Source organism: Mesorhizobium sp. M2E.F.Ca.ET.219.01.1.1 (assembly GCF_004016445.2).
Lineage (GTDB): Bacteria > Pseudomonadota > Alphaproteobacteria > Rhizobiales > Rhizobiaceae > Mesorhizobium.
Genome location: NZ_SADT02000006.1, coordinates 523238 through 548809 on the forward strand (window position 1 = coordinate 523238; position 25572 = coordinate 548809).

Annotated in this window: 29 protein-coding genes; 15 read left to right on the top strand and 14 right to left on the bottom strand. The window is 64.0% G+C overall.

Annotated elements, in window-relative coordinates; genetic code table 11:
- Window positions 1-133: 133 nt before the first annotated feature.
- From EN862_RS28405 to EN862_RS28430, 6 genes are all read right to left on the bottom strand, one after another.
- The gene (locus EN862_RS28405) at window positions 134-928 is read right to left on the bottom strand and encodes an SDR family oxidoreductase (protein WP_127866782.1); all 795 of its coding nucleotides are present in this window, start codon (window positions 926-928) and stop codon (window positions 134-136) included.
- A 30-nt stretch (window positions 929-958) separates the two neighbouring features.
- Complete coding sequence (gene iolG / locus EN862_RS28410) at window positions 959-1951, bottom strand: inositol 2-dehydrogenase (protein ID WP_127866783.1); 993 nt, start codon at window positions 1949-1951, stop codon at window positions 959-961.
- 81 nt (window positions 1952-2032) lie between these two features.
- Window positions 2033-2803: an ATP-binding cassette domain-containing protein gene (locus tag EN862_RS28415; RefSeq protein WP_095768022.1), complete on the bottom strand. Its 771-nt coding sequence runs from the start codon at window positions 2801-2803 to the stop codon at window positions 2033-2035.
- A gap of 2 nt (window positions 2804-2805) precedes the next feature.
- Window positions 2806-3882: an ABC transporter permease gene (locus EN862_RS28420; RefSeq protein WP_127866784.1), complete on the bottom strand. Its 1077-nt coding sequence runs from the start codon at window positions 3880-3882 to the stop codon at window positions 2806-2808.
- Between the two features lie 108 nt (window positions 3883-3990).
- Window positions 3991-4932, bottom strand: coding sequence for a sugar ABC transporter substrate-binding protein (locus EN862_RS28425; RefSeq protein WP_127866785.1), 942 nt, complete (start codon window positions 4930-4932; stop codon window positions 3991-3993).
- A gap of 343 nt (window positions 4933-5275) precedes the next feature.
- Window positions 5276-6307, bottom strand: a complete 1032-nt coding sequence (locus tag EN862_RS28430) for a LacI family DNA-binding transcriptional regulator (RefSeq protein WP_127866786.1) — start codon at window positions 6305-6307, stop codon at window positions 5276-5278.
- Window positions 6308-6495: 188 nt separating this feature from the next.
- On the opposite strand from EN862_RS28430, the gene EN862_RS28435 reads away from it, so the two are divergent.
- From EN862_RS28435 to EN862_RS28445, 3 genes are read left to right on the top strand one after another with little or no spacing between them, the layout of a single operon-like run.
- The gene (locus EN862_RS28435) at window positions 6496-7602 is read left to right on the top strand and encodes a fatty acid desaturase family protein (protein ID WP_127866787.1); all 1107 of its coding nucleotides are present in this window, start codon (window positions 6496-6498) and stop codon (window positions 7600-7602) included.
- Between the two features lie 38 nt (window positions 7603-7640).
- Window positions 7641-7955 carry a MocE family 2Fe-2S type ferredoxin gene (locus EN862_RS28440; RefSeq protein WP_127866788.1) on the top strand — a complete coding sequence of 105 codons (315 nt, stop codon included), beginning with the start codon at window positions 7641-7643 and terminating at the stop codon, window positions 7953-7955.
- Between the two features lie 4 nt (window positions 7956-7959).
- On the top strand, window positions 7960-9186 hold the full coding sequence (locus tag EN862_RS28445; protein ID WP_127866789.1) for an FAD-dependent oxidoreductase: 1227 nt from the start codon (window positions 7960-7962) through the stop codon (window positions 9184-9186).
- 379 nt (window positions 9187-9565) lie between these two features.
- Here EN862_RS28445 and EN862_RS28450 read toward each other — a convergent pair whose 3' ends face one another.
- The 5 genes from EN862_RS28450 to hslV form a co-directional block, all read right to left on the bottom strand.
- Window positions 9566-10525, bottom strand: a complete 960-nt coding sequence (locus tag EN862_RS28450; protein WP_127866790.1) for a DUF1402 family protein — start codon at window positions 10523-10525, stop codon at window positions 9566-9568.
- Between the two features lie 262 nt (window positions 10526-10787).
- Window positions 10788-12098 (bottom strand): ATP-dependent protease ATPase subunit HslU, encoded by a 1311-nt coding sequence (gene hslU, locus EN862_RS28455; protein ID WP_127866791.1) that lies wholly within the window; start codon window positions 12096-12098, stop codon window positions 10788-10790.
- Between the two features lie 5 nt (window positions 12099-12103).
- On the bottom strand, window positions 12104-12700 hold the full coding sequence (locus tag EN862_RS28460) for a DUF2585 domain-containing protein (protein ID WP_042637556.1): 597 nt from the start codon (window positions 12698-12700) through the stop codon (window positions 12104-12106).
- Between the two features lie 4 nt (window positions 12701-12704).
- On the bottom strand, window positions 12705-13229 hold the full coding sequence (locus EN862_RS28465; RefSeq protein ID WP_127866792.1) for a GNAT family N-acetyltransferase: 525 nt from the start codon (window positions 13227-13229) through the stop codon (window positions 12705-12707).
- Window positions 13230-13252: 23 nt separating this feature from the next.
- Window positions 13253-13804 carry an ATP-dependent protease subunit HslV gene (hslV, locus tag EN862_RS28470; RefSeq protein ID WP_127866793.1) on the bottom strand — a complete coding sequence of 184 codons (552 nt, stop codon included), beginning with the start codon at window positions 13802-13804 and terminating at the stop codon, window positions 13253-13255.
- 218 nt (window positions 13805-14022) lie between these two features.
- Between hslV and hisB the strand changes: the two genes are divergently transcribed.
- From hisB to coaA, 9 genes are all read left to right on the top strand, one after another.
- Window positions 14023-14619: an imidazoleglycerol-phosphate dehydratase HisB gene (gene hisB, locus EN862_RS28475; RefSeq protein ID WP_127303522.1), complete on the top strand. Its 597-nt coding sequence runs from the start codon at window positions 14023-14025 to the stop codon at window positions 14617-14619.
- A 3-nt stretch (window positions 14620-14622) separates the two neighbouring features.
- A complete protein-coding gene (locus EN862_RS28480; RefSeq protein WP_127866794.1) occupies window positions 14623-15096 on the top strand; it encodes a DUF2628 domain-containing protein in 474 nt (157 codons plus the stop codon).
- A gap of 1 nt (window position 15097) precedes the next feature.
- A complete protein-coding gene (gene hisH / locus EN862_RS28485) occupies window positions 15098-15748 on the top strand; it encodes an imidazole glycerol phosphate synthase subunit HisH (protein ID WP_127866795.1) in 651 nt (216 codons plus the stop codon).
- A 1-nt stretch (window position 15749) separates the two neighbouring features.
- Window positions 15750-16040: a DUF1330 domain-containing protein gene (locus tag EN862_RS28490; RefSeq protein ID WP_127866796.1), complete on the top strand. Its 291-nt coding sequence runs from the start codon at window positions 15750-15752 to the stop codon at window positions 16038-16040.
- Between the two features lie 3 nt (window positions 16041-16043).
- Window positions 16044-16787, top strand: coding sequence for a 1-(5-phosphoribosyl)-5-[(5-phosphoribosylamino)methylideneamino]imidazole-4-carboxamide isomerase (hisA, locus tag EN862_RS28495; protein ID WP_127866797.1), 744 nt, complete (start codon window positions 16044-16046; stop codon window positions 16785-16787).
- Window positions 16787-17626 carry an arginase family protein gene (locus EN862_RS28500; protein ID WP_127866798.1) on the top strand — a complete coding sequence of 280 codons (840 nt, stop codon included), beginning with the start codon at window positions 16787-16789 and terminating at the stop codon, window positions 17624-17626. The genes hisA and EN862_RS28500 overlap by 1 nt, the downstream gene beginning before the upstream one ends.
- A complete protein-coding gene (hisF, locus tag EN862_RS28505; RefSeq protein WP_189401427.1) occupies window positions 17623-18417 on the top strand; it encodes an imidazole glycerol phosphate synthase subunit HisF in 795 nt (264 codons plus the stop codon). The genes EN862_RS28500 and hisF overlap by 4 nt, the downstream gene beginning before the upstream one ends.
- Before the next feature lie 71 nt (window positions 18418-18488).
- The gene (locus tag EN862_RS28510) at window positions 18489-18815 is read left to right on the top strand and encodes a phosphoribosyl-ATP diphosphatase (RefSeq protein ID WP_127866800.1); all 327 of its coding nucleotides are present in this window, start codon (window positions 18489-18491) and stop codon (window positions 18813-18815) included.
- Between the two features lie 33 nt (window positions 18816-18848).
- A complete protein-coding gene (gene coaA, locus EN862_RS28515; RefSeq protein WP_127866801.1) occupies window positions 18849-19808 on the top strand; it encodes a type I pantothenate kinase in 960 nt (319 codons plus the stop codon).
- 38 nt (window positions 19809-19846) lie between these two features.
- Here the strand turns inward: coaA and EN862_RS28520 are convergent, their stop codons facing one another.
- Window positions 19847-21022, bottom strand: coding sequence for a glycosyltransferase family 87 protein (locus tag EN862_RS28520; protein ID WP_245519709.1), 1176 nt, complete (start codon window positions 21020-21022; stop codon window positions 19847-19849).
- Between the two features lie 226 nt (window positions 21023-21248).
- Between EN862_RS28520 and EN862_RS28525 the strand changes: the two genes are divergently transcribed.
- From EN862_RS28525 to EN862_RS28535, 3 genes are read left to right on the top strand one after another with little or no spacing between them, the layout of a single operon-like run.
- A complete protein-coding gene (locus EN862_RS28525; RefSeq protein ID WP_127866802.1) occupies window positions 21249-22286 on the top strand; it encodes a glycosyltransferase family 2 protein in 1038 nt (345 codons plus the stop codon).
- A gap of 53 nt (window positions 22287-22339) precedes the next feature.
- Window positions 22340-22774: a GtrA family protein gene (locus EN862_RS28530; protein ID WP_127866803.1), complete on the top strand. Its 435-nt coding sequence runs from the start codon at window positions 22340-22342 to the stop codon at window positions 22772-22774.
- A complete protein-coding gene (locus tag EN862_RS28535; protein ID WP_127866804.1) occupies window positions 22771-24357 on the top strand; it encodes a hypothetical protein in 1587 nt (528 codons plus the stop codon). Before EN862_RS28530 ends, EN862_RS28535 begins: the two co-directional genes overlap by 4 nt.
- On the opposite strand, the gene EN862_RS28540 is transcribed toward EN862_RS28535, so the two are convergent.
- Both EN862_RS28540 and arfB read right to left on the bottom strand, forming a co-directional pair.
- Window positions 24324-24980: an alpha-ketoglutarate-dependent dioxygenase AlkB gene (locus tag EN862_RS28540; protein ID WP_127866805.1), complete on the bottom strand. Its 657-nt coding sequence runs from the start codon at window positions 24978-24980 to the stop codon at window positions 24324-24326. The genes EN862_RS28535 and EN862_RS28540 overlap by 34 nt on opposite strands.
- Before the next feature lie 77 nt (window positions 24981-25057).
- Complete coding sequence (arfB, locus tag EN862_RS28545; protein WP_127866806.1) at window positions 25058-25495, bottom strand: alternative ribosome rescue aminoacyl-tRNA hydrolase ArfB; 438 nt, start codon at window positions 25493-25495, stop codon at window positions 25058-25060.
- Window positions 25496-25572 lie beyond the last annotated feature (77 nt).

Genomic DNA, 25572 nt, shown 5'->3' on the forward strand with positions numbered 1-25572 from the left:
TCGGATTTTGATCTGGAATCTTCAGATCGAGCACAATCCTCCCGCCGCCAGCGAGCTACCGTAGCTAAAGTACCAAAACGAGGCGGTCAGGTGGATCATGCGGCTGATATAGTCGATGCGAGGGCGCTTGTCACTACTCCCCGATCACGCCGGCAATGTTCTGGTCGTAGTCGACCAGTGAGCCGGTCATGACCCCGGCCTGGGGGCTCAGCATGTAGGTGATCAGCCGCGCAAGCTGCGCCGGCTTGACTAGTTGGCCCATCGGTTGCGCGGCTTCGGCCTTCTCCAGCCAGTCATCCGACGCTCCGTGCCATTTCTTTTGCACGATCGCCTCGCCCTCGGTGTCCATCCATCCCGGCAGCACGGCGTTGCAGCGGATGCGGTTCCTCCGGTAGGCGCTGGCGACATTCTTGGTCAGCGTCATCAGCGCGCCCTTGCTGGTCGAATAGGGCGTGAGGAACGACTGGCCGGCATGCGCCGACATCGACAGCACATTGACGATCGAGCCCGGCGCCTTGCGGTCCAGCAGATGCGTGACAAGCCCCTGCATCAGGAAGAAGGGGCCGCGCACATTGGTGTCGAAGATCTGGTCGAACAGCTCCTCGGTGGTCTCGACCAACGATCCCCGCGCCGAGGTGGCGGCGGCGTTGACCAAAGCGTTCAGCGTGCCGAAATGCTCCAGCGCCGTTGCCACGGCGCGCTTGCAGTCGGCGACCTTGGCGACATCAGCGCTGATGAAGATGACGTCGACACCGTTCTTCTTCAACACTGCCACCGCCTTGTCGCCCTTCTCCTGCGACCGGCCGATCAGCGCCAGCGCGCGGCAGCCCTCGTCGGCAAGGGCCTCGGCAACCGCGAAGCCGATGCCCTGCGCGCCGCCGGTGACGATGGCGCGCGTTTCTGAATTGCGACCGGCCAAACCGCTCATCGCTTTGCTCCTGTAATCTAGGTCGAACGTTCAATCGATGCGGACGGTCTTGCCGGTCTTTGCCGATTTCAGCGCCGCGTCGGCGAGCCTCAGCGCGACCAGCCCGTCCTTTCCGCTCGGCGCCGCCTTCTTGCCGGCGGTCGCGGCGGCGATGAAGGAGGCGATCTCGTTGGCGTAGGCGTCGATGTAGCGGGTCATGAAGAAGTCGTGCAGCGGCGGGCGGGTGTAGCCCTTGTCGTTGGCGAGCTCGATCGAGACCGGCCGCTGGTTCTCGGCCGCGACCATGCCCTTGGAGCCATGCACCTCGATGCGCTGGTCGTAGCCATAGGTGGCGCGGCGGGAATTGGAGATGACGGCCTGCTTGCCGGACGCGGTTTCGAGGATGACGCTGACCGAATCGAAATCGCCGGCTTCGCCGATCTTCTTGTCGACAAGCACCGAAGCATGGGCGCTGACGGCAACCGGCTCCTCGCCGAGCAGAAAGCGCGCCATGTCGAAATCATGGATGGTCATATCGCGAAAAATACCCCCGGACCTGGCGATGTAGTCGAGCGGCGGGGCGCCGGGATCGCGGGACGTGATGGTGACCATCTCGACCGTGCCGATGGCGCCGTCGTCGATCGCCTTGCGCACGGCGGCGAAATGCGGGTCGAAGCGGCGGTTGAAGCCGACCATCAGCGTGGCGCCGGTCTTGTCGACCACGGCCAGGCATTTTTCGACGCGCTCGACGGAGAGGTCGATCGGCTTCTCGCAGAAGATCGCCTTGCCGGCCTTGGCGAAGCGCTCGATGAGATCGGCATGGGTGTCGGTCGGCGTGCAGATGATGACGGCGTCGATGTCCTTGGCCTTCTCGATGGCATCGATCGTGCGCACTTCGGCGCCATAGGCGGAGGCCAATTCCGTTGCGGCCTTCTCGAAGGCGTCAGCCACGGCGACCAGCTTGGCCTGGGGATTGGAGCCGACGGCGCGGGCATGCACCTTGCCGATACGGCCGGCGCCGAGAAGAGCGAAGCGGAGTGTCATGGAATGTCCTTCGAGGTGGGTTTTATAGACAGTCCGCGCCTCTCGGCGCGGACGATTGCTTGTTCCCGTCGTGGCGCGCCGTCAGGCGGCCTGCAGCTCCGCCTGTCCGGTCTTGGCGCCGGTGATGTAGGCGACGATATCGTTGCCGTCGGTGTCCTGCTTGCGCAGATTGGCGACGATGCGGCCACGGCGGAAGACGACGATGCGGTCGACCAGGTCGAACACCTGGCGCATGTTGTGGCTGACCAGGATCAGCGGCTCGCCGTTTTCCTTCAGCGTGCGGATGATGTTTTCGACCTGCGCCGTTTCCTGCACGCCGAGCGCCGCCGTCGGCTCGTCCATGATGATCAGCTTGGAGGCGAAGGTCGCCGTCCTGGCGATCGCCACGCACTGGCGCTGGCCGCCCGACATGTGGCGGATGGTGCTGGAGAGGTTGGGGATCTTCACCGCCGTGCGGACAAGCGCGGCCTCGGTCGCCTTGCGCATCGCCTTGCGGTCGAGGATCGAGAACGGCCCGAGATTGAACAGCACCTTCTCACGGCCGAGGAACAGGTTGGACGGCACGTCGAGATCGTCGGCCAAAGCCAGGTTCTGGAACACGGTCTCGATGCCCGCCTCGCGCGCCTCGATCGGGCCGGCGAAATTGACCTCCTTGCCGTCGAACCAGATCTTGCCGTCGGTGCGCTGCTCGACGCCGGTGATCTGGCGCACGAAGGTCGACTTGCCGGCGCCGTTGTCGCCCATGATGGCGACATGCTCGCCCTTGCGCAGCTCGAAATTCGCCTCCTGCAGCGCGTGCACGCCGCCATAATGCTTGGTGAGGTTTTCGGTCTTCAGAACGATGTCCGACATGGTCAAGCTCCTATCGCCCGGCGGCGCTGGCGCCATTGATCGAGAACGACGGCGCCGACTATGATCACGCCCTTCACCATCTCCTGATAGTAGGCGTCGAGGCGCAGGAAGGTGAAGCCGGAAATGATGACGCCGAAGATCAGCGAGCCGATCACGGTGCCGATGATCGAGCCCCGGCCGCCCGACAGAGAAACGCCGCCAATGACGGCCATGGCGATGGCGTCCAGCTCGTACATGACCCCCATGCCGGCCTGGGCGGTGAGGTTCTTGGAGGACAGCACCACGGCGGCAATCGAGGCCAGGATACCGGCGATGGCGTAGACCAGCACCTTGTGGTTGGCGATCTTGATGCCCGACATGCGCGCGGCGTCCTCGTTGGAGCCGATGGCGTAGCAATGCTTGCCGTATTTCGTGTAGGTCAGGATGAGCTGGAACAGGAGTGCCAGCGAGATGAAGATGACGACCGGCATCAGGCCTCTGCCGATGGCCGCGAAGCTGTCGGTCGGAAATGAGATCGGCTGGCCCTTCGACCACCATTTAGCGATGCCGCGGGCAGTGACCATCATGCCGAGCGTGGCGATGAAGGGCGGAATGCGGGTGTAGGCGATCAGCAGACCGTTGATCAGGCCGGCTACCAAGCCGCAGCCGATAGCGACCAGCAGCGGCACGATGACGGGCAGGTCGGTCCAGCCATAATCGATGAACATCGCCTTGGGGTTGGGGTTGCCATTGACGGTCGCGACTTGAGCGAAGCTCATGGCGATCATGGCCGTGGCGCCGACGATCGAGCCCGAGGACAAGTCGATGCCGCCGCAGATGATGACCTGGGTGACGCCGATTGCGATGATGCCGACGATCGACACCTGCAGGATGATGATCTGCAGGCGCTGCTCGTTGAAGAGCCCGGAGACATTCTCGCGGGTGTTGAACAGGAAGCTGTCGCCGAGGAAGACGCGGCCGACCAGCTCGAAAGCGGCGACCAGGATGACTAGCGCCAGGAACACGTTGAACTCGGCCGGCCATGGACGCTTCTTGGCGTCATAGCTCAGCCCGCCAATGCCATGCGATGTCTGTGACACGTCTTCTTCCTCCGTCGGGCGCACCTTGTCCTGCCTCCCGCGCGATCGGGAGGAAAGGCGGAGCGGCGCGTCCGTTCCGATTGGACGCGCCGCCCGTATCGAGACGCCTCAGTTCTTCTTCAAGAACTTGTCGATGTTCGCCGGGGTGACGAGCTGGAAGGGGATGTAGACCTTCTTGTCCACCTTTTCGCCCTTGGCGAGCTTGAGCGCGGCGTCAAGCGCCCCGGCGCCCTGGCCGGCGGCGTCCTGGAAGACCGTTGCGTCGAGATCGCCGGCCTGCATGGCAACCAGCGCATCCTGGGTGGCGTCGACGCCGCCGACGACGACCGACTTCATGTCGATATTGGCGGCTTTCATCGCCTGGATGGCGCCGATGGCGCTTTCGTCGTTGTTGGCGATGACGCCATCGAACGCCTTGCCGGACGACAGCCAGTTGGTCATCAGGTTCTGCGCCTCGTCACGCTTCCAGTTCGAGGTCTGCTTGTCGATGATCTTGATGAAGTTGCAGTCCGGCGTGGCGATGACCTCGTCGATGTCCTTGGTGCGCTGCACCGCGGCCTGGTTGGAAAGCTCGCCCATGATCACATAGACATTGGCTTCCTTCTTGCCGGCTTCCTTGAACAGGCGGCAAACTTCCTTGGTCTCGAGCGTGCCGGAATCGGCTTCGTTCGAGGCTACGAAGGCCTGGTTGTCGGGCAGCTTGTCGACGTTGACCGGCTCGCGGTTGACATAGACCAGCGGGATCTTGGCTGCGGCGGCCGCATCCGACATCGCCTGCGTGGCCGAGGTATCGACCGGATTGACGATAATGGCGTCGACGCCCGAGGCGGCGAAGTTCTTGATCTGGTCGAGCTGCTTGGCCACGTCGTTCTGCGCGTCCTCGACCTGCAGCTCGACGCCGCTCATGCCCTTGGCCTGCGCGATCATGCCGTTGCGCAAGACAGTGAGGAAGTTGTCGTCGAAAAGGGCCATCGAAACGCCGATCTTGGCGGCGAAGGCGGATGAACACATCAGCGCCGAGAGCGCGACGCCCAAAAGAAGTCTCTTCATTTTATTCTCCTCCACTTGGTGTCCGGCTGCACCCATTGAACCGGAATCCCCGGTTTGCCCCGGGGAACTCTCCCTGCGGCCAATGAGGCGTCGCCAATTCTATTGGAACGCCTCTTCCTCCGTTCGAACAGGCGCTTCGGAACGAAAGAACCAAAAGGCCTAGTTAGTGAAATATTTATTCCATTTCGTTTGGGAAACGTCAAGGGCGATTCCGACCGGGCCAGCCGGTTTTTCGTTCATCAGGGGCACGACGACGACAAAAATCGCCGAAACCTGGGCCCGAATAGGAGCAACCTGCCATGAAAGAATCCATCAGCCTGATGGCTTCTATCATGGCGGGACGCTAGATATTTTCCGGCAGATAGATGTCGAAGGGCAGAAAGGTCTGTCCCGGGGCATTGGCCGCGCCGCTTTCGATGGCATGCGCCATCAGCCCGACGAGTTCCCGGCAGAGCGCGGCAAGCGGCGTCGAGATCACCATGGTGAGGATGTTGTCGGCAAGCGCCGCGCGCGAGACGGCGTTGATCTCGTTGCAGATGACGACCGGCATCTCGGCCGGGTTCGCCGTCCGCAGCGCCGAGACCGCGCCCTCCATGCCGCCGCCGGCGACATAGCAGCCGGCGAGATCGGGATGGCGGGCCAGGAGGTCGAGCATGGCGTCATGCGTCACGTCATTGGCCTCGAGGTTGACCAGCGTCTCCATCACGGTGAAGTCGGGCGCGTGCTCGCGGAAGAAAGAGCGGAAGCCGATCTCGCGCAGCTCATGGCCGTGGAAGCGGTGGCTGCCGACGAAGAGCGCCACCTTGCCCGGCTTCCTGGCGGCCTTGGCGATCATCCAGGCGGCGCTCCGCCCGACCTTGCGGTTGTCGAGACCGACATAGCCCTCGCGGATGCCGGCGGCAAAATCGGACAGCAGCGAGAAGACCGGCTGGCCCCTCGCCTTCAGCGCTTCCACGACCGCCGTGAGGTTGGGATGGTCCGGGCCGACGACGGCGATGGCTCTCGACTTGGCCGCCAGCCTGCGCATCTGGCCGGCGATTTCGTCCGGCGCCAAGGAAGCGGCGAACTCGATTGTCGCGACGCCGCGGAAACGCTGCGACTGTGCGACCGCTACCTCGAGCTCCTTCGCGAAATCGCCGTAGAAGACGTCATTGCCCCTGAGCAACAGGAAGCCGAGCCGGTATTCCGGCAATTCCTGGCGCATGCGCTGCTTGATCAGCCCGGCGGCGTGATAGCCGATCTCGGTGGCGGCGTCATAGACGCGGCGCGCGGTCTCCTCACGCACCGGCAGGCGGCTGTTCAGCACCCTGTCGACGGTGGCGACGCTGACGCCGGAGACGCGCGCGAGATCAGTAATGGTCGGGCGCTTTGCCATGAATGCTCCTCGCTTGTCCACTCCGGGTATCCGACTCACCCATAGCTCATTCTGATAGGAAATGATAGAAACTATCTTTGTGATGTTGAGACTATCAGGCCTTGCGGCTATGCTGAAGTCGAAAGTCAGCGATCGCGCGAGCCCCGCATGATCGCAGCGGTTCGCCAAGGGCTACCGGAGGAACCCCAATGACGGCAATCACGTCTTCGGCGGCGTCGCCGCGCGACTACAGCCTGACCGGCCTGGACGCCAGGCTCGCGGTTGAGAACGGTCTCGCGGCAGCCGAGTGGTACCACACCGAGATTCCGCGCAAGCAGATGAAGGAGCTGATGCAGCGCTCCGACCAGCCGGCGATCCGCGACACCATCATCTGGCTGGCCGCATTCATCATCAGCGCCGCGGGCGGCATCTGGTTCTGGGGTAGCTGGTGGTGCGTGCCGTTCTTCTTCGTCTACGGCACGCTCTACGGCTCCTCGACCGATTCCCGCTGGCACGAATGCGGCCACGGCACGGCCTTCCGCACGCAGTGGATGAACGACGTCGTCTACCAGCTCGCCTGCTTCATGATCATGCGCAACCCGGTGACCTGGCGCTGGAGCCATACGCGCCACCACACCGACACCATCATTGTCGGCCGCGACCCGGAGATCGCCGTTATGCGCCCGCCGGACCTTGTGCGCGTCGTCTTGAACTTCTTCGGTATTTTCGACGCCTGGCACGCAATGACCGACATGGTGCGCAATGCCGCCGGTGTCATCAGCGCCGCGGAAAAGACCTTCATTCCCGAACAGGAGCAGCCGAAGGCGATCCGCGTGGCCCGCATCTGGCTCGCCATCTACATCGCGACCATCGCGCTGGCGCTCTACCTGCATTCATGGCTGCCGCTGATGCTCGTCGGCCTGCCTCGCCTCTACGGCGCATGGCATCACGTGATGACCGGGCTGCTGCAGCATGGCGGGCTTGCCGACAATGTCATCGACCACCGCCTGAACAGCCGCACGGTGCTGATGAACCCGATCAGCCGGTTCATCTACTGGAACATGAACTACCATGTGGAGCATCACATGTTCCCGATGGTGCCCTATCACGCGCTGCCGAAGCTGCACGAGCTGATCAAGCACGACCTGCCGGCGCCGACGCCTTCGATCCTGGCCGGCTATCGCGAGATGATCCCGGCCTTCCTGCGCCAGCTGCGCAACGAGGATTACTTCCTCAAGCGCGCGTTGCCGCGGACGGCGAAGCCCTACCGGGAAGAACTGCACACCGACAATCCGGTGGCGGCCGCGGCCGAGTGAGCTGCCCGACCAAAGACCATGAATTCCAGGAGGACGAGATGAGCGACTGGGTCGAGGCCTGCGCGGCCGGAGACATCGACGAGGAGGACGTGATCCGGTTCGACCATGCCGGGCGCACCTTCGCCATCTACCGCAGCCCGGACGACGAGTACTTCGCCACCGACGGCCTGTGCACGCATGAAAAGGTGCATCTGGCTGACGGGCTGGTGATGGACGACATCATCGAATGTCCTAAGCACAATGGCCGCTTCAACTACAAGACCGGCGACGCGCGCGGCGCCCCGGTCTGCGTCAATTTGAAGACCTATCCGGTCAAGATCGATGCCGGCAAAGTCCTGATCCAGATCGGGTGAGACAATGGCGGGGATGGTGATCATCGGTGCGGGCGAGTGCGGCGGGCGGGCGGCGCTTGCGATCCGCGATCTCGGCTATGACGGGCCGGTGACGCTGGTCGGCGACGAGCCGCATCCACCCTATGAGCGACCGCCGCTGTCGAAGGATGCGATGACCGGCGAGGCTCCCTCCATCAAGGCGATCGCCACAGACGCGCTCTTCGCCGAACGCGCGATCCGGCACATCCATTCCGTCCGGGCCGTCGCGATCGATCGCGTAGCCCATACCGTGCAGCTTTCGGACGGCTCTTCCCTTCCCTACGACAAGCTGCTGCTGGCGACCGGCTCCGTGCCGCGCCAGTTGCCGATGCCGGGCCTCGGCTCGCGCTGCGTCTATTTGAGGACCTTCAGCGACGCGCTCGCCATCCGCGCCCATCTCAGCGCTGGAAACCGCGTCGCCATCATCGGCGGCGGCTTCATCGGGCTTGAGCTTGCCGCTTCGGCCCGGAAACTCGGTGCCGCCGTCACGGTCATCGAGGCGCAGCCGCGCATCCTGATGCGCGGCGTGCCGGCCGAGATCGCCGACATCATCCACAAGGCGCATGAGGCCGAAGGCGTTTCGATCCGCACCGGCCAGGGGCTCGCCGCAATTGCCGATGACGGCAACGAAGTCGCCATCACGCTGACCGATGGGCAGAAGATCGATGCCGACCTGGCGGTGATCGGCATCGGCGCCGTGCCGGTGACGGCGCTTGCCGCCGAGACGGGTCTGGCGATCGACAACGGCATCGCCGTGGACGAGCATCTGCGCACCGCGGACCCGGATGTCTTCGCCGCCGGCGATTGCTGCTCGTTCCCGCTCGCCATCTATGGCGGCCGGCGCGTTCGGCTGGAGGCCTGGCGCAACGCGCAGGAACAAGGCGCGCTGGCCGCCAGGAACATGCTGGACGCCGACGAGGCGCATGCCGCCGTGCCTTGGTTCTGGTCGGATCAGTATGGGCTGACCTTGCAGATCGCTGGGCTTTCGGATGAGGGCAAGAGCATCGTGCGGCGCGACCTCGACGACGGCGCCTTCATCCTGTTCCACCTCGCCGAGGACGGCAGGCTGGTCGCCGCCAGCGGCATCGGTCCCGGCAATGCGGTGGCGCGCGACATCCGCCTGGCGGAAATGCTGATCGCCAAACGGGCGAAGCCGGCGCCGGAAGCGCTCGGCTCACAGGCGGTCAAGCTGAAATCGCTGCTGGCGGCTTGAACTGCCTTGATAATTGTTGAGTTCGGCGCTGCCCCTCATCTGCCTGCCGGCATCTTCTCCCCGTAAACGGGCTACGACATGCACGCATCTTCTGTGACTGGCGTGACTGATCGGGCCTCGGCTTGATTGCTGCGTGGTTCCCCCAATCCGTCGCTGCTTCGCAGCGCCACCTTTCCCCCCTCCGGAGGGAAAGGAAGGGAGCGTTGCTGGACGACAAGCATTGACGGCAAGAAGCCTGGCACCTTTCCTCTACCCCGTCGATCGGGGGAGAGGTGGCTCGGCGAAGCCGAGACGGAGTGGGGGTCGAGCAGCGCTACATTGGACAATGCATGCGCCAAGCTGCCATGCACGCTATGACTCCGCGCTCGAAGCCCGGCGCCTAGAACAGCGCCTTCAGCTCATCGAGCTTGTCGTTGACCAGCCAGCCGTAATAGTTCTCCTCGGGCAGCTTTTCCGGTTCGCCGGCGGCGCGACGCTTATCGTTCTCGGCCTTCAGCGCATAGGCGCGCTGCTCGGGATTGCCGACATTGTAGAGCGTCGCGGCAAGCCCCGGATTGTGGGAGATGTCGAAGCCGGCGATGCTGCGATAGGCGTCGATCGACTTCCTGATGGTCGCGGCGACGTAAGGCAGCGTCAGGTCCGGATCCATGATGGTCTTGTAGACCGCGTTGGGATCGTTGACGTCGAGCTCGGGCAGGCCTGAGACCTTGTGCACGAGATCGCTCATCTGCAGCGCGGTCAGCGGGTTCAACTGACCGAGCCCGAAAGTCTGGCCGGCATAATAGGGCTGGAAAAAGGTAGCGCCGAAGCGGTCGTTGGGGAAGCTTGTGCCGCCGACGGTCTTGCCGCGGAAGGCATGGTTCCAGACCTGCTCGCGGCATTCCCACAGATCGTAGCTGTCGTCCATGCCGGCGCATTTCTTGAATTCCGGCCGCTGGACGAAATCGCTGACATCCTCGCCCTCATAGGCAAAGGTCAGCTTGCTGGACAGATAGGACATCGCCTTGACGTAATAGGTCTGCAGCCGGTCATAGGCATCGACATTGTAGGTATGCTCGCCGACGATGGCGCCGACGATATGCATCGGGTCGATGCCATAGGCAGCCGCCACCTTCCTGATCTTGCCGCGCAGTTCGGCATCGTTCTGCAGCAACGCGTAGACTTTCCGGTACTTGGCCCGGAAGGTGGTGTTGGTTGCCTGGGTGCGCCGGCTCGACGCGCCCGGAATATCCGGCTGCACGGCGTTGCGGTTGCCCGGAGGCACCATGGTGGCGGCATCGGCGATCGTCACCGCCGCCGCCAATGCAAGACACACAAAAAGAAACAGATACTTCTTCATCCGCCGCCGCTTTGGGGCGGCTCGGCTATCGCCGCTCCACCCCAACCATTTGATTGAACGCAATTTCAGACGGAAAACCGCTGGACAGTTTTGCTGAAATTGCTTCCAGAACGCGCGGCAACCTAGGTAAAGCGTCCGGCAGAGTCGAGAGAAGGCTACCAACTGCCCCCAAGAATGGTGGCCCGATGCCTCCATTTGGCCACACCCAAAGTTGGTCGGCCGGGCAAGTCGGGCCGGCGCTGAGGCGGCCCGACTTCAAAAGTCAGAGGATGAAGCGCGACAGGTCGGTGTTGCGCGACAGGTCGCCGACATGCTTCTCGACATAGGCGGCGTCGATGGTGACCGCTGTGCCGTTGCGGTCCGGCGCATCGTAGGAAATCTCGTCCAGCACGCGCTCCATCACCGTCTGCAGACGCCGCGCGCCGATGTTCTCGACGCTGGCGTTAAGGTCGACGGCGATGCCGGCGAGCGAATCGATCGCGTCGTCGGTAAAGGTCAGCTCGACGCCTTCGGTCTTCATCAGCGCGATATACTGCTTGATGAGGCTAGCCTCGGTCTCGGTGAGGATGCGGACGAAATCCGACTTCTCCAGCGCGCGCAGCTCGACGCGGATCGGCAGGCGGCCCTGCAGCTCCGGCAAAAGGTCGGACGGCTTGGAAACGTGGAAGGCGCCGGACGCGATGAACAATATATGGTCGGTTTTGATCGGCCCGTACTTGGTCGCGACCGTCGTGCCTTCGACCAGCGGCAGCAGGTCGCGCTGCACGCCCTCGCGCGACGGGCCGCCCGAAATGTCGCTCCGGGCCGCGATCTTGTCGATCTCGTCGAGGAAGACAATGCCGTCATTTTCGGCCGATTCCAGCGCCCGGCGCACCACCTCGTCCTGGTCGAGCAGCTTGTCGGACTCGTCGTTGACCAGCAGCGCGTAGGAATCGCGCACCGTCGTCTTGCGGGTCTTGGTCCTGCGGCCGCCCATCGCCTTCGACAGCATGTCGTTGATGTTGAGGACGCCGACATTGGCGCCGGGCATGCCGGGAATCTCGAAGCCGGGCATACCGCCGGTGCCGGTGTCGGCCACCTCGATCTCGATCTCCTTGTCGTCGAGTTCGCCATCGCGCAGCTTCTTGCGGAAGGAGTCGCGCGTGGCCGGGCTCGCCGTCTTGCCGACGAGGGCTTCCAGCACGCGCTCCTCGGCGTTGATCTGGGCACGCGCCGCGACGTCCTCGCGCATCTTTTCGCGGGTCAGGCCGATGGCGACCTCGACGAGATCGCGCACGATCTGCTCGACGTCACGGCCGACATAGCCGACCTCGGTGAACTTCGTCGCCTCGACCTTGACGAAGGGCGCGCCGGCGAGCCGCGCCAGGCGGCGAGAGATCTCGGTCTTGCCGACGCCGGTCGGGCCGATCATCAGGATGTTCTTCGGCATTACCTCTTCGCGCATCTGGCCTTCCAGCTGCTGGCGGCGCCAGCGGTTGCGAAGCGCGATCGCCACGGCGCGCTTGGCGTCCTTCTGGCCGATGATGAAGCGGTCGAGTTCCGAAACGATTTCGCGGGGAGAAAAGGTGCTCATATTACTTAAATTCCACTTTGCCACTGCCTGATTGACTCGAACGGATGCAGCAGCATGATCACGTTGAGCGTTAGATTGTCCCGGATGATGTAACCCGTGCCGAGCTCGAAGATGAGCGCCAGGGCCACGATCACCCATATAGGTAGCTTTCGCGCCATCACAAATCCCAGCGCCATGAACAACGTGTCGGACACCGAGTTGATGATCGAGTCGCCGTAGTAGTTGAGCGAGATGGTGCCGGCGCGGTAGCGCTCGATGATGAAGGGGCTGTTTTCCAGGATCTCCCAGCCGCCTTCGATGAGGACGGCGAAGGCGAGCCTCAAGCCCACCGGCGAACGCGGGAACAGCGCCCAGGCCAGCGCATAGAACAGGAAGCCGTGGATGATGTGCGAGAAGGTATACCAGTCCGCGATGTGCTGGGAATTCTCCGAGCTGTTGACCACGCCGTGCCAGAGCTTGACGTAGCCGCAGGTGCAGATCGGCGGATGGCCCATGCCGTACAAGGTGCCCGCCTGGAAGACGATCAAGGCGAGCACGAGCAGCAGCCCCATGCGCCAGCTGTCCTCATAGGCGGAAAGCGTCTTGTCCTCAGGCGCAGTCATTCGATCAGTCCCCCAGATTTTCGTCGTCTTCGTCCGCATCGGCGGCCATCAGCACGACGTCCCCATATTGCGAATGCCTGCGCCCGATCGGCCTGAAGCCGGCCTTCTCATAGGCGCGGATGGCGCGGCCATTGTCGGGATGCGGGTCGATGATGACGCGTGGCGCGCCTTCCTCGAACAGCTCCTCGACGAACTGGCGCAGGATGGCCGAGCCATGGCCGATGCCGACCAGCTCCGGCGGGCCGATCGTGAGATCGACGCCCAGCGTGCCGAAAGGCTGGTCGGCATAGGGATGGTCGTCCTCCATATGCGGGTCGTAGCTCTGCAGATAGGCGATCGGCCTGCCATCCAATTCGACGATCAGCGGCTCCACCGAGACCGAATCGATATGCTCGCGGATCTCGGCGATTTCCTTGTCCGGATCGTCCCACCACTCAGCGACATGCGGCTCGCGCAGCCACCTGCCGATCATCGGCAGATCCTTCTCGGTGACCGGCCGAAAATCGTAGCTATGCTCCTGGTCGGCCATGATCCTCTCCCCGATCATGGACCTCAGGCGGCATCGAGCGTTTCGACGACGAAATTGTTGTTGGTGTAGACGCAGATGTCGGACGCGATCTGCATGGCCTTGCGGGCGATCTCCTCCGCGTCCTTGTCGCTGTCGATCAGCGCGCGGGCCGCGGCCAGCGCGTAATTGCCGCCGGAACCGATGGCCATGACGCCATGCTCGGGCTCCAGCACGTCGCCATTGCCGGTCAGCGCCAGCGAGACCGACTTGTCGGCGACCAGCATCATGGCTTCCAGCCGGCGCAGATAGCGGTCGGTGCGCCAATCCTTGGCGAGCTCGACACAGGCGCGCGTCAGCTGGTCGGGATATTGCTCGAGCTTGGCTTCGAGCCGCTCGAGCAGGGTGAAGGCGTCGGCGGTAGCGCCGGCGAAGCCGGCAATGACGCTGCCGTCCTTGCCGATGCGGCGCACCTTGCGGGCGTTGCCCTTCATGATGGTCTGGCCAAGGCTGACCTGGCCGTCGCCGGCGATCACGACCTTGTTGCCCTTGCGCACGCTGATGATGGTCGTGGCGTGCATGCTGAGTTCATTCGACATTTTTAGCTCCGATGCGCGCTATCCCTTGAAAAGGCGATTGGCGCGGTACGAGTGAGTTGGATCGGCCATATGTATGCACATGGCGAACGATTGCAAACCGCCGTCCGACAAGGCCGAATAGCGGCCGGAATGGAAACTGGCAATCGCCGGATCATGCTGATAGAAGGCTCTCGTTTTCAAGCCCCGGCGCCTCTAAACCAGGCAACAAGGACAGAGCGATGACGCGTTCGGCCGAAGTCAGCCGCAAGACCAAGGAAACCGAGATTTCGGTCTCCGTCCATGTCGACGGCAAGGGCAAAGCCGACATTTCGACCGGCGTCGGCTTCTTCGACCATATGCTCGACCAGCTGTCGCGGCATTCGCTGATCGACATGACGATCAAGGCCAAGGGCGACCTGCATATCGACGACCACCATACGGTCGAGGACACCGGCATTGCGATCGGCCAGGCGTTGAGCAAGGCGCTGGGCGAACGGCGCGGCATCATGCGCTATGCCTCGATCGATCTCGCCATGGACGAGACGCTGACCAGGGCGGCGATCGACGTCTCCGGCCGCCCTTTCCTGGTTTGGAACGTCGCCTTCTCGTCGCCGAAGATCGGCACGTTCGACACCGAACTGGTGCGCGAGTTCTTCCAGGCGCTGGCGCAGAATGCCGGGATCACGCTGCACGTGACCAACCATTACGGCGCCAACAACCATCATATTGCCGAGACCTGCTTCAAGGCCGTGGCGCGCGTGCTGCGGGCAGCACTCGAGCCAGATCCGCGCCAGCCGGATGCCGTGCCTTCCACCAAGGGATCGCTGAAAGGATAGGCTATGGCGATCTATGTCGTGATGCAGCCGCCGGCGGACAACAAAGCCGAGGACGTCCGTTTCGTGCGCGACAGCTTCACCTGGCTGGGTTTCCTGTTCTCGCCGCTCTGGCTCGCCTGGAACCGGCTGTGGATCGAGGCGGCCCTGACTTTCGCCGTCATGGCGATCCTGTCGGTGGCCGGCGAGAGGCTCGGGCTTGAAGGGGCCGGATCGCTGCTGTCGCTGTTGGTCTCGCTCTATATCGGCTTCGAAGGCCAGGCCCTGCGCATCGCTTCGCTGCGGCGGCGCGGCTGGCGCGAATGGGGCGTGGTCGAGGCCGGCAATCTCGCCGATGCCGAGACGCGCCATGCACTGGAAACCGGCGAGGAGAGCGAGGAGCAGCCAGCCCTGCCGCGCATCGTGCCGGATGCGTCGCTGGCGCGCCCGCCGCAAACCGGGATGGCGCTGGGACTGACCCATACGCCTGGAAGGCCCTGACATGCGGGTAGCCATCATCGATTACGGCTCGGGCAATCTGCGCTCGGCCACCAAGGCCTTCGAGCGCGCGGCGCGCGAGGGAGGCATTGCCGCGACGATCGAGCTGACGGCCGATGCCGAGCGGGTGCGGTCCGCCGACCGCATCGTGCTGCCGGGCGTCGGCGCCTATGCCGACTGCGCCGCCGGCCTGCACGCGGTGCCAGGCATGTGGGAGGCGGTCGAGGAAGCGGCGCTTCGTAAGGGGCGGCCGTTCCTCGGCATCTGCGTCGGCATGCAGTTGATGTCGCAACGCGGGTTGGAAAAGACCATCACCAAGGGCCTTGGCTGGATCGCCGGCGACGTCAAGGAGATCAAGCCCTCCGACTCAACGCTGAAGATCCCGCAGATCGGCTGGAACACGATCGAGCTTGTCCGCCCGCATCCGCTGTTTTCCGGCATCGAGACCGGCCCGAAAGGGCTGCATGCCTATTTCGTCCATTCCTATCATCTGGAAGCGAAGAATCCGGATGAGGTGCTGGCGGTTGCCGACTATGGCGGCCCGGTGACGGCGGCGGTCGCCCGCGACAACCTCGCCGGCACGCAGTTCCATCCCGAGAAGAGCCAGGCGCTCGGCCTGGCGCTGATCACCAATTTCCTGAAATGGAGGCCCTGAAATGAGCAGGAAGGGCTATTGGATGGCGATGATCGATGTCCGCGATCCGGACGTCTACAAGCAGTATATCGAAGCGAATGCCATCGCTTTCGCGAAATACGGCGCGAAATTCCCGATCCGTGCGGGCCGCTACGAGAGTCCGGAAGGACCGACCGGCAACCGTCACGTGCTGGTGGAGTTCGAGTCCTACGACAAGGCAATCGAATGCTATCATTCGCCTGAATATCAGCACGCCTCGAAATTCCGGCTCGCCGCTTCGACCGGTCATTTCGCCATCGTCGAGGGCGCCTGACCCATGATCCTGTTTCCGGCAATAGACCTCAAGGACGGCAAATGCGTGCGCCTGAAACACGGCGACATGGCCACCGCCACGATTTACAACGACGACCCCGCCGCGCAAGCCAAGGCCTTCGAGGAGCAAGGCTTCGAGTGGCTGCATGTCGTCGACCTCAACGGCGCCTTCAGGGGCCAGAGCGTCAACAGCGCAGCGGTCGGGGCTATCCTCAAGGCGACGAAGAACCCGGTGCAGCTCGGCGGCGGCATCCGCACCTTGCCGCAGATCGAAGACTGGCTGGACCGCGGCCTTGCCCGCGTCATCCTCGGCACGGTCGCGGTGCGCGAGCCGGAGCTGGTCAGGCAAGCCTGCAAGGCTTTTCCCGGAAAGATCGCGGTCGGCATCGACGCCAAGGGCGGCAAGGTCGCTGTCGAGGGCTGGGCCGAAGCCTCCGAACTCGGCGTCATTGAGCTCGCCAGGAAATTCGAGGGCGCCGGCGTGGCCGCCATCATCTACACCGATATCGACCGCGACGGCGTGCTGACCGGCATCAACTGGGATTCGACCATCGACCTCGCGGAAGCGGTTTCTATTCCCGTGATCGCATCCGGCGGCCTCGCCTCGATTGCCGACATCGTGCGCATGACCATGCCCGACGCGAAAAAACTCGAAGGCGCGATCTCCGGCCGCGCCCTATATGACGGACGTGTCGACCCGGCCGAGGCGCTGGCGATCTTGCGCGGCGAACGGGCGGAGGCAGAATAGTGAACATTTCGATCATCCTGGCATCCTATGACAGCGGCCATTTCCACAGCGGCTGCGGCCAAGGTCCGGACGCGCTGATTTCCGGCGGATTGGCCGATGCGCTGAGGCTTGCCGGCCATGATGTCGAGGTGAACGACATCGGCAAGGTGGTCGAGGACGAGGAAGAGCGCGAGATCGGCACCGGATTTGCCGTCTGCAACGCCGTTTCAGGCGAAGTCCGCATGGCGCTGGACAAGAAGCGGTTTCCGATCGTGCTGGCCGGCAACTGCCTGACCGCCGCCGGCGCCGTGGCAGGCGCCGGCGCCGACGCCATCATCTGGGCCGACCAGCATGGCGACCTCAACACGCCGGAGACCACCACAACGGGCTTCCTCGACGGCATGGCGCTGGCCACCGTGCTCGGCCTCTGCTGGCGGTCGATGGCGAACCAGATCCCCGGCTTCAAGCCGGTCGATCCGTCGCGCTCCGTCCTGGTCAACGCGCGCGACCTCGACGCCGCCGAGAAGGAACTGCTGGAAAAGCTGCCGATCATCCGGTCCGAGTGCCCGGACTGGAAGAGCGCGGCGCAGAGACTGAAAGCGGACGGCGCACGCCAGGTCCACATGCATGTCGATCTCGACGTGCACGATCCCGAGAAGCTGCAGGCCAACCGCTACACCACGCCCGGCGGCCCGGCGCCGGAGCAGGTACGCACCGCCATGTGCGGCCTCGCCGGCCCGCTCACCATCGCCGGGCTCACCATTTCCGCCTATGATCCGGCCTTCGACCCCAAGGGCGACGTGCCGCCGCTGGTCGGCGAGCTTGTGGTCGACCTGCTGTCCACCCTGGAAGGCAAGTGATGCTGAAAGCCCGCGTCATACCTTGCCTGGACGTCAAGAACGGCCGCGTGGTCAAGGGCGTCAATTTCGTCGACCTCATCGACGCCGGCGATCCGGTCGAAGCCGCCAAGGCTTATGATGCCGCGGGCGCCGACGAGCTCTGCTTCCTCGACATCACCGCCTCGTCGGACAATCGCGAGACGATCTTCGACGTGGTCGCCCGCACGGCCGAGCAATGCTTCATGCCGCTCACCGTCGGCGGCGGCGTGCGCCAGGTGGCCGACATCCGCAAGCTGCTTCTGGCCGGCGCCGACAAGGTGTCGATCAACACGGCGGCGGTGAAGAACCCGGATTTCGTGACGGAAGCCGCCGACAAGTTCGGCAACCAGTGCATTGTCGTGGCCATCGACGCCAAGAAGGTGTCTGCCGCCGGCGAGGCCGACCGCTGGGAGATCTTCACCCATGGCGGTCGCGAGAAGACGGGCATCGACGCGGTCGACTTCGCCGCACGCATGGTCGATCGCGGTGCCGGCGAGATCCTGCTTACCTCGATGGACCGCGACGGCACGAAGGCCGGCTACGACATCGCGCTGACCCGCGCCGTCGCCGACGCGGTGCGCGCGCCGGTCATCGCTTCCGGTGGCGTCGGAACGCTCGATCACCTGGTCGAGGGCATCCGCGACGGCCATGCTGGTGCCGTGCTTGCCGCCTCGATCTTCCACTTCGGCACCTACTCGATCGCCGAGGCCAAGACATACATGGCCAAGGCCGGCCTGCCGATGCGGCTGGACTCGGCCACCCATCGGGCTTAAAGCATGATCCCGGAAGGTGGGGACCGGTTTTCGGAAAAGATCATGCTTAAACAAGCAGATAGATGACCGACATGGCTCAATTTTCGCTCGCCGATCTGGAAACGATCATCCACCAGCGCGCCCATTCCGGCGACCCGGACTCGTGGACGGCGAAACTGTTCGCCAAGGGCATGAACAAGGCGGCGCAGAAGCTCGGCGAGGAGGCTGTGGAAGCCGTTATCGCCGCCGTCCGCGGCGACAAGCAGGCCCTCGTTTCGGAAAGCGCCGATCTTATATATCATTGGCTTGTCGTGCTCGGCATCGCGGGTGTTCCGTTGGACGACGTGCTGAAGGAACTCGAGGGCCGTACCGGCCGCTCGGGGGTTGCCGAAAAGGCGTCCCGGCCCCGGGGCTGGTGACCCGGGCTGACGGCGAGGAGGGCAGGAAACTCGATGGATCAGCTTGCTCCGACCGAGAAATACTCCCCTTATCGTTTCTTCTCCGCCGAGCAATGGTCGCAGTTCCGCGCCGATACGCCGCTGACGCTGACCGGGGACGAGATCGATCGGCTGCGCTCGCTCAACGACCCGGTCGACCTCGAAGAGGTCAAGCGCATCTATCTATCGCTGTCGCGGCTGCTGTCGGCCCATGTCGAAGCAAGCCAATTATTGTTCAAGCAGCGCCGGGCCTTTTTCAACGCGCAGGACGTCGTCAAGACACCCTTCATCATCGGCATCGCCGGCTCGGTCGCGGTCGGCAAATCGACCACGGCGCGCGTGCTGAAAGAGCTTCTGGCGCGCTGGCCGTCGAGCCCGAAGGTCGATCTCATCACCACCGACGGCTTCCTGTTGCCCAACGAGATCCTGCGCCGCGAGAACCTCATGGAGCGCAAGGGGTTTCCCGAGAGCTACGATGTCGGCGCGCTGCTGAGATTCCTGTCCGGCATCAAGTCGGCGCAAAGCAGCGTCAGCGCGCCGGTCTATTCGCACCTGACCTATGACGTCATTCCGGGCGAGTTCGTGACCATCGACCGTCCCGACATCCTGATCTTCGAGGGCATCAACGTGCTGCAGCCGGGCAAGCTGCCGAAGGACGGCAAGATCGTGCCGTTCCTGTCCGACTTCTTCGATTTCGCCATCTATATCGATGCCGACGAGAAGCTGATCCACCAGTGGTACATCCAGCGCTTCATGCGGCTGCGCGAGACCGCCTTCCGCAATCCGGACTCCTTCTTCCACCGCTATTCGCAGCTTTCCGAGGACGCCGCGCGCGCCATCGCCGAGGGGCTGTGGGCCAACATCAACCTGAAGAACCTGCGTGAGAACATCCTGCCGACCAGGGCGCGGGCCGATCTCATCCTGCGCAAAGGCGCCAACCATTTGATCGAGGAAGTGGCGCTGAGGAAGCTATGATCGGCCCGGGAAGCCGCCCGATGAGGCGCCCCAATCGACTACGCCGCTGACGGTTCCCGGCGCGGCCGCGTTCCACGGCTTCGCGCCCATATCGAGAAAAACATCCAGCCGGCAAGAAACGACGGCACGAGCACGCCGATGTGGAAACCGGCATTGTTGAGGATATGCGCGACGAACGCGTAGAGCCAGCAGATCGCGAGGACGAGACGGGGTGGCCTCGAAACCATCGTCCAGAGCAGGGCAACTGCCACCGCCACGGCGATCGTGTCGTAGGTATAGCCATAGGGTGTGGCGAGGATCGCAAGCACCGCGGTGAGCACGACCCTTTCACCATGCTCCACTTGCCGGCCCGGCCGCCAAAGCCAGACGACGGCGCCGATGGCGACGATCGTGGCAATCGCCTGCAGGCCATAAGCTGCCGGGACACCGAGGCCGAGCGCCCGTGCCGTGAAGAAAACGGTTATGGCATTGGCGTGGTAGTGCTGGGGGAAGGGTGCTTCCATGATCTCGGTCATCAGCGGCCGGGTTTGCGTGTAAAACAGCGACCAGACATCGAAGCCGAAAAAAAGGCCCGTGGCCACGGCCACAAGCGCCGTTGTCACAGCGGCCGCGGCGATGGCTCGCCAATTGCCGCCGGCGAGCAGGCAGAACGGGACGAGGATGCCAAGATGCGGCTTGATCGTCAGCAGGCCGAACAGGATCCCCGCCAACACCGGGCGCCTTGGCGCCGCCGCGAGGCCGCCGATCAGCAAGGCGGTCGTCAGCGCGCCGTTCTGGCCGAAAACCGCGTCCCAGATGACGGCGGGGCTCAAGACAATCGCCAGTTCGGCGGCTCCTCCCAGCTTCAGGGGCCGGACCGCCAACCACAGACACACAACGGTGCCAAAGGTCCACACCAGATAGGCGGGAAATATCGGCAGGGCCGCGAGCGGCGCGCCAATCAGCAGGATGCTCGGCGGATAGCTCCATTCCTGGTTTGGGAAACCTGGCCCGAACATGCCACGGAGCGCCGCGCGGTAGGCGTCGACGTCGAACAGCGCGTCGACATGGCCGTCGAGCGCCATTCGGCCACCGGCCCAGAGATTGCTGAAATCCCAGTAAGGCAGCGTCTTCGAGAGCGCCGACAGGCCATCCGGGCCAATGGTCCACAATTTGCGCAGGTAGAAGTCGGCCATGCAGAAAGCGACAATCGCCATCACGGTGACGATGGCCACGTCAAAGAGGCTTCGCGACCTGATCCGGCTTGGCTGCATGGCGACCTCGGTCATGCAGCCTGTTTAGCCCCGCGCCCTTAAGATCGCGTTGCCGCCGGCGTCAGCCGGCCCCTCGCCCTCGGGCAAGGCGGCGTCGCCGTCCGCTGGGTTCCCATAAGTTAACGGCACCTTAGGCAAATCCCATTAGCTTTCACCCTCAACTCCAGCGGGTGTTCGGGAGGCACCGGTGATCAATGCGGGCAATGCCGAGAGCCGCAAGGCCCCGGTCTATTCTCTGGTCATTCCGATCTTCAACGAAGAGGCGGTGCTGCCGCTGCTGGTGCGCCGGGTCACAAGCCTGCTCGATACGCTGGACGCGAGCGCCGAAGCCATTTTCGTCGACGACGGCAGCCGGGACACCAGCGTCATCTTCCTGCGCGGCATGGCCGCCGAGGAAGCACGCTTCAAACTGATCGAGCTGTCACGCAATTTCGGCCACCAGATCGCGATCACCGCCGGCATGGACGCGGCCGCGGGCGACGCCGTCATCGTCATGGACGCCGACCTCCAGGATCCGCCTGAAGTGGTGCTGGATCTTATCGCCAAATGGAAGGAGGGCTACGAGATCGTCTATGCCCGCCGCATCAAGCGCGAGGGCGAGACGCTGCTCAAACGGATGACTGCCAGCCTGTTCTACCGCGTGCTGGAGCAGATGACCTCCGTCACCATCCCGCGCGACGTCGGCGACTTCCGCCTTGTCGGGCGCAAGGCGTTGGAAACCTTCAAGCGCATGCCGGAGCGGGACCGTTTCGTGCGCGGCATGTTCGGCTGGATGGGCTTCAGGCAGGCCGAGGTGGCGTTCGAGCGGCCGGTGCGGGCGGCCGGCGAAACCAAATACCCGTTCTGGAAGATGGTGCGGCTGGCGGTGCACGGCATCATCAGCTTCTCCGACAAGCCGCTGCGGCTGGCCTTGTGGGCCGGCATCGCCGTTTCCGGCGCCGCTGCCTTGCTCGGCTGCTACGCCTTGTTCTCCTGGCTGTTCGTCAGCGGCACCGTCCACGGCTGGACGTCGACGGTGGTCATCATCTCCTTCCTGTCGGGCATCAACCTGTTCATGACCGGCGTGATCGGCCTCTACGTCGGAGGCATCCACGCGGAGGTGAAACGTCGGCCGCTCTATGTGGTCGAGCGGCTGACCGGTTTCGAGGAAGCGATCGCCGCGATGAGCCGCTCCGAGACAACGACGGGCAGGCAGCCCGCGTCGCTCGAACGCCGGTTCGGCTGACCGTGCGGCAACCAGCGACCGACCCAGAAGCGATCCTTGACAGGGCCGACGATATGCCCGTCGAGGCTCGTTGGTTCATCGCCTGGGCCATGGGCCGCTCGGAGTCCGCGCGCATTCTGAGGTTCGCTGCGATCGGCGGCCTGTCGACATTGATCTATGCGGTGCTCACGCTGGCGCTTTCGGACCGACACGGCCTCGGCACGTCGGTGACGATTGCCTCGATGGCGGGCTATGGCGCCGGCGCGGTGTTTTCCTATTGCGGGCATCGTTTCGTGACATTCATGTCGGATGGCGCGGTCGGCTTCGAGATCCCGCGCTTCGCCGTGGCCACCGCCACCGGGTTCCTGCTCTCGCTGGCGCTCGCCGCGGTGCTCACCGATGTTGCCGGGCTTTCGCCCTCGGTACCGGTGGTGCTGTCCTGCGTCTTGGTGCCGGCGCTGAATTTCGTGTTGCTTCGAAAATTCGTTTTCGTGGCGGCCAGTCCATGAGCATGTCGGAACAGGTCGCGACTGCAACACCGGACGATGCCATGGCGGGGGTCTCCCTCCCCTCCGCGCGAACGCACCATGTCGGGTCTGTCGCCACTTTTGTCATTCTCCTGGCCATCGCTGTCCTATGGCAGGTGCGCTGGGGAACGATCCCCGACACGAGTTGGCTGATCATCATCTGCGAGCGGGTGCTTTCGGGCGAGCGGCTCTATACGCAGGTGCGCGAGGTCAATCCTCCCTTCAGCGTATGGCTCTATCTGCCGCCGGTAGCCATGGCGAAGAGTCTCGGCCTGGCGCCCGAGATCCTTATCCAGGCCTGGACTTACCTCATTGCATTGATCGGCGTCTGGTTTTCCGGCGCGATCGTCAGACGGGCGGGATTTCCCGAGAGGGCCAGCCTGTCCGCTCTCGGCCCGGCCTTCTACGCAGTGCTGGTGATCTTCCCCGGCAATGTCTTCAGCCAGCGCGAGCACCTTGGCGTCGCGCTTTTCATGCCTTTGCTGGCGCTTCACGCCTGGCGGGCGCGTAAGGACGCCGAGGCCAAGCCGGGCGCCGCCATCGCGGCTTTTGCCGGACTTTGCGGAAGCGTCCTGCTGCTGGTCAAGCCTTACTATGCGGTGATGGTGCTGGCTTCGGCCCTGATCGTCGCGGCGCATCGGCGCAGCCTGAAGCCGATCTTCGCGCTGGAGCACTGGGTCATCGGCGGCATTTGCGTCGCCTACCTGGTCGCAGTCCTCCTGGTCTATCCGGAATTCCTGCGCGACGTTTACCCGCTGCTGGTGGAGCTTTACGCGAAAAGCAGCGTCTCCGCGCATGTCATGGCCTATTACGGCTGCGCGTGGCTTTTCCTGGGGTTCCTCGCATTGTGGTCCTGGCCGGTCGGCCGGTTCCCTGAACTGGCCGCCGTAACGCTGGCTGCATCGGCGGCGGCCCTGCTGCCGCTCTTCTATCAAGCCAAGGGCTGGCCCTATCACGCTTATCCCGCGCTTTCCCTGGCTGTCGTGGCCAATCTCTGCCTGCTCGCCCTGCCACGGATGAAACGCCAATCGGCGGGACTGCTCTCCTATCTGGCGTATCCGCCGCCGGCACTGCTGTCGCTTGCGATCATGACCGCGTTTGTCTTGAACTGGGTCACGCAAAAGCCGGACAGCGCATTGGTGAACACCATTCGCGCGGCTGTTTTTGAACCTACCGTCGCCACCATCAGTTCGGATCTGGATACGGCACATCCGCTGAGCCGCATGATCGGCGGGCGATATGTTTCAGCCGGAGCCAATGACTGGGTTGGGCAGGATGCAACGACGCTCTACCTGCAAGCCACGCGCAGCGGCGACACTGCCAGCGCGGCGCGTTACCAGGCGATCATGACGCGCTACGCCGAAGACAAGCGCCAGGCGTTCGAGCGCCTCCGTCCGGATCTCATCATCTTCAAGAAGGATGACGGCCCCTGGACACACCAGTTGATCGAGCATTTCGGCTTCGATCGCTTCCTGGCCGGCTATCGCGTACTCTTCGAACGAGGACGCCTGCGTATCTATCTGCGCAACGACTATGTAAGGCCCGATCGGCCACCGGCAGGCTGAACAGGCTCCGTCGGCACCGTCACCCGCCGCAGCGTCAGATTGATGCGACCGCCATTCTTCAACAGGGCCGATGTCGCGGGATAGATGCGGTCGACGCCATGGAAGGCGAGGCGCCCCTCGCCGCCGAGCACGACGACGTCGCCGCTCTTCAGCCTGAACGATTTGGTGCCGCCCTCGCGTGTGTTCTGGCCGACCCGGAACAGGCAGTCGTCGCCCAGCGAGACCGACACAACGGGCGCGTCAAAATCCTGCTCGTCGCGGTCCTGGTGCAGGCCCATTTTGGCATCGGCCGCATAGAAATTGATCAGGCAGGCTTCGGGCGAGTGCGGGTAGGCCGCAACCTTGCGCCACAGTTTCAGCAAGGCTTCGGGGATCGGCGGCCAAGGCTCGCCCGTCACCGGATGCGTCGGCTGATAGCGATAGCCGCGCTCCTTGTCGGTCACCCAGCCGAGCGCGCCGCAATTGGTCATGCGCACGCTCATCTCCTTGCCGGTGCGCGGCATGGCGGGCACGTAGAGGGGTGCTGCCTGCACGACGCGCCTAATCTCCTCGACCAGCGTTTCCTGCGCGGGGCGGTCTATGTAGCCCGGCATATGGCGGACGCCTTTCGGCAGAACGAGCATGGATCGATCCGATCAATTGGCCCGAGAGCATGCCACTGAAGGAACAGTTCCGCGACCCGAAAACGGCCGCTCGCTTCTCAGTCGCTGTCGACCCGACCGCGCAGCTTCTTCACCGTCGACCGGCCCGCCTTGCTCTTGAGGCGGCGCTCCACGGCGCCTTTGGACGGCCTGGTCTTCTTGCGCGGCGGCGGTGGCGGCTCGGCCGCCTTGGCGACCAGCGCGGTCAGGCGCGCCCGCGCATCGGCGCGGTTCTGCTCCTGCGTGCGGAACCGGCCGGCCTCAATGACGATGACGCCGTCCTTGGTGGCGCGCTGGCCGGCAAGCTTGATCGCGCGGGCGCGGACCCGCTCGCTAAGCCCCGAAGCGTTCGCCGCGTCGAAGCGCAGCTGCACCGCAGTGGCCACCTTGTTGACGTTCTGGCCGCCGGGACCGGAGGATCGGATGAAATCCTCGTGCAGGTCGCCCGGGTGGATAACCGCTTCGCCGCTTATGATGATGTCATCGTCGCTCGCCATGCATGCACTCATGCCGCGATGGTCGCAAAAAGAAAAGGCCCGGCGTGAACCGGGCCCGGAAAGCAAGGCCACCGAGG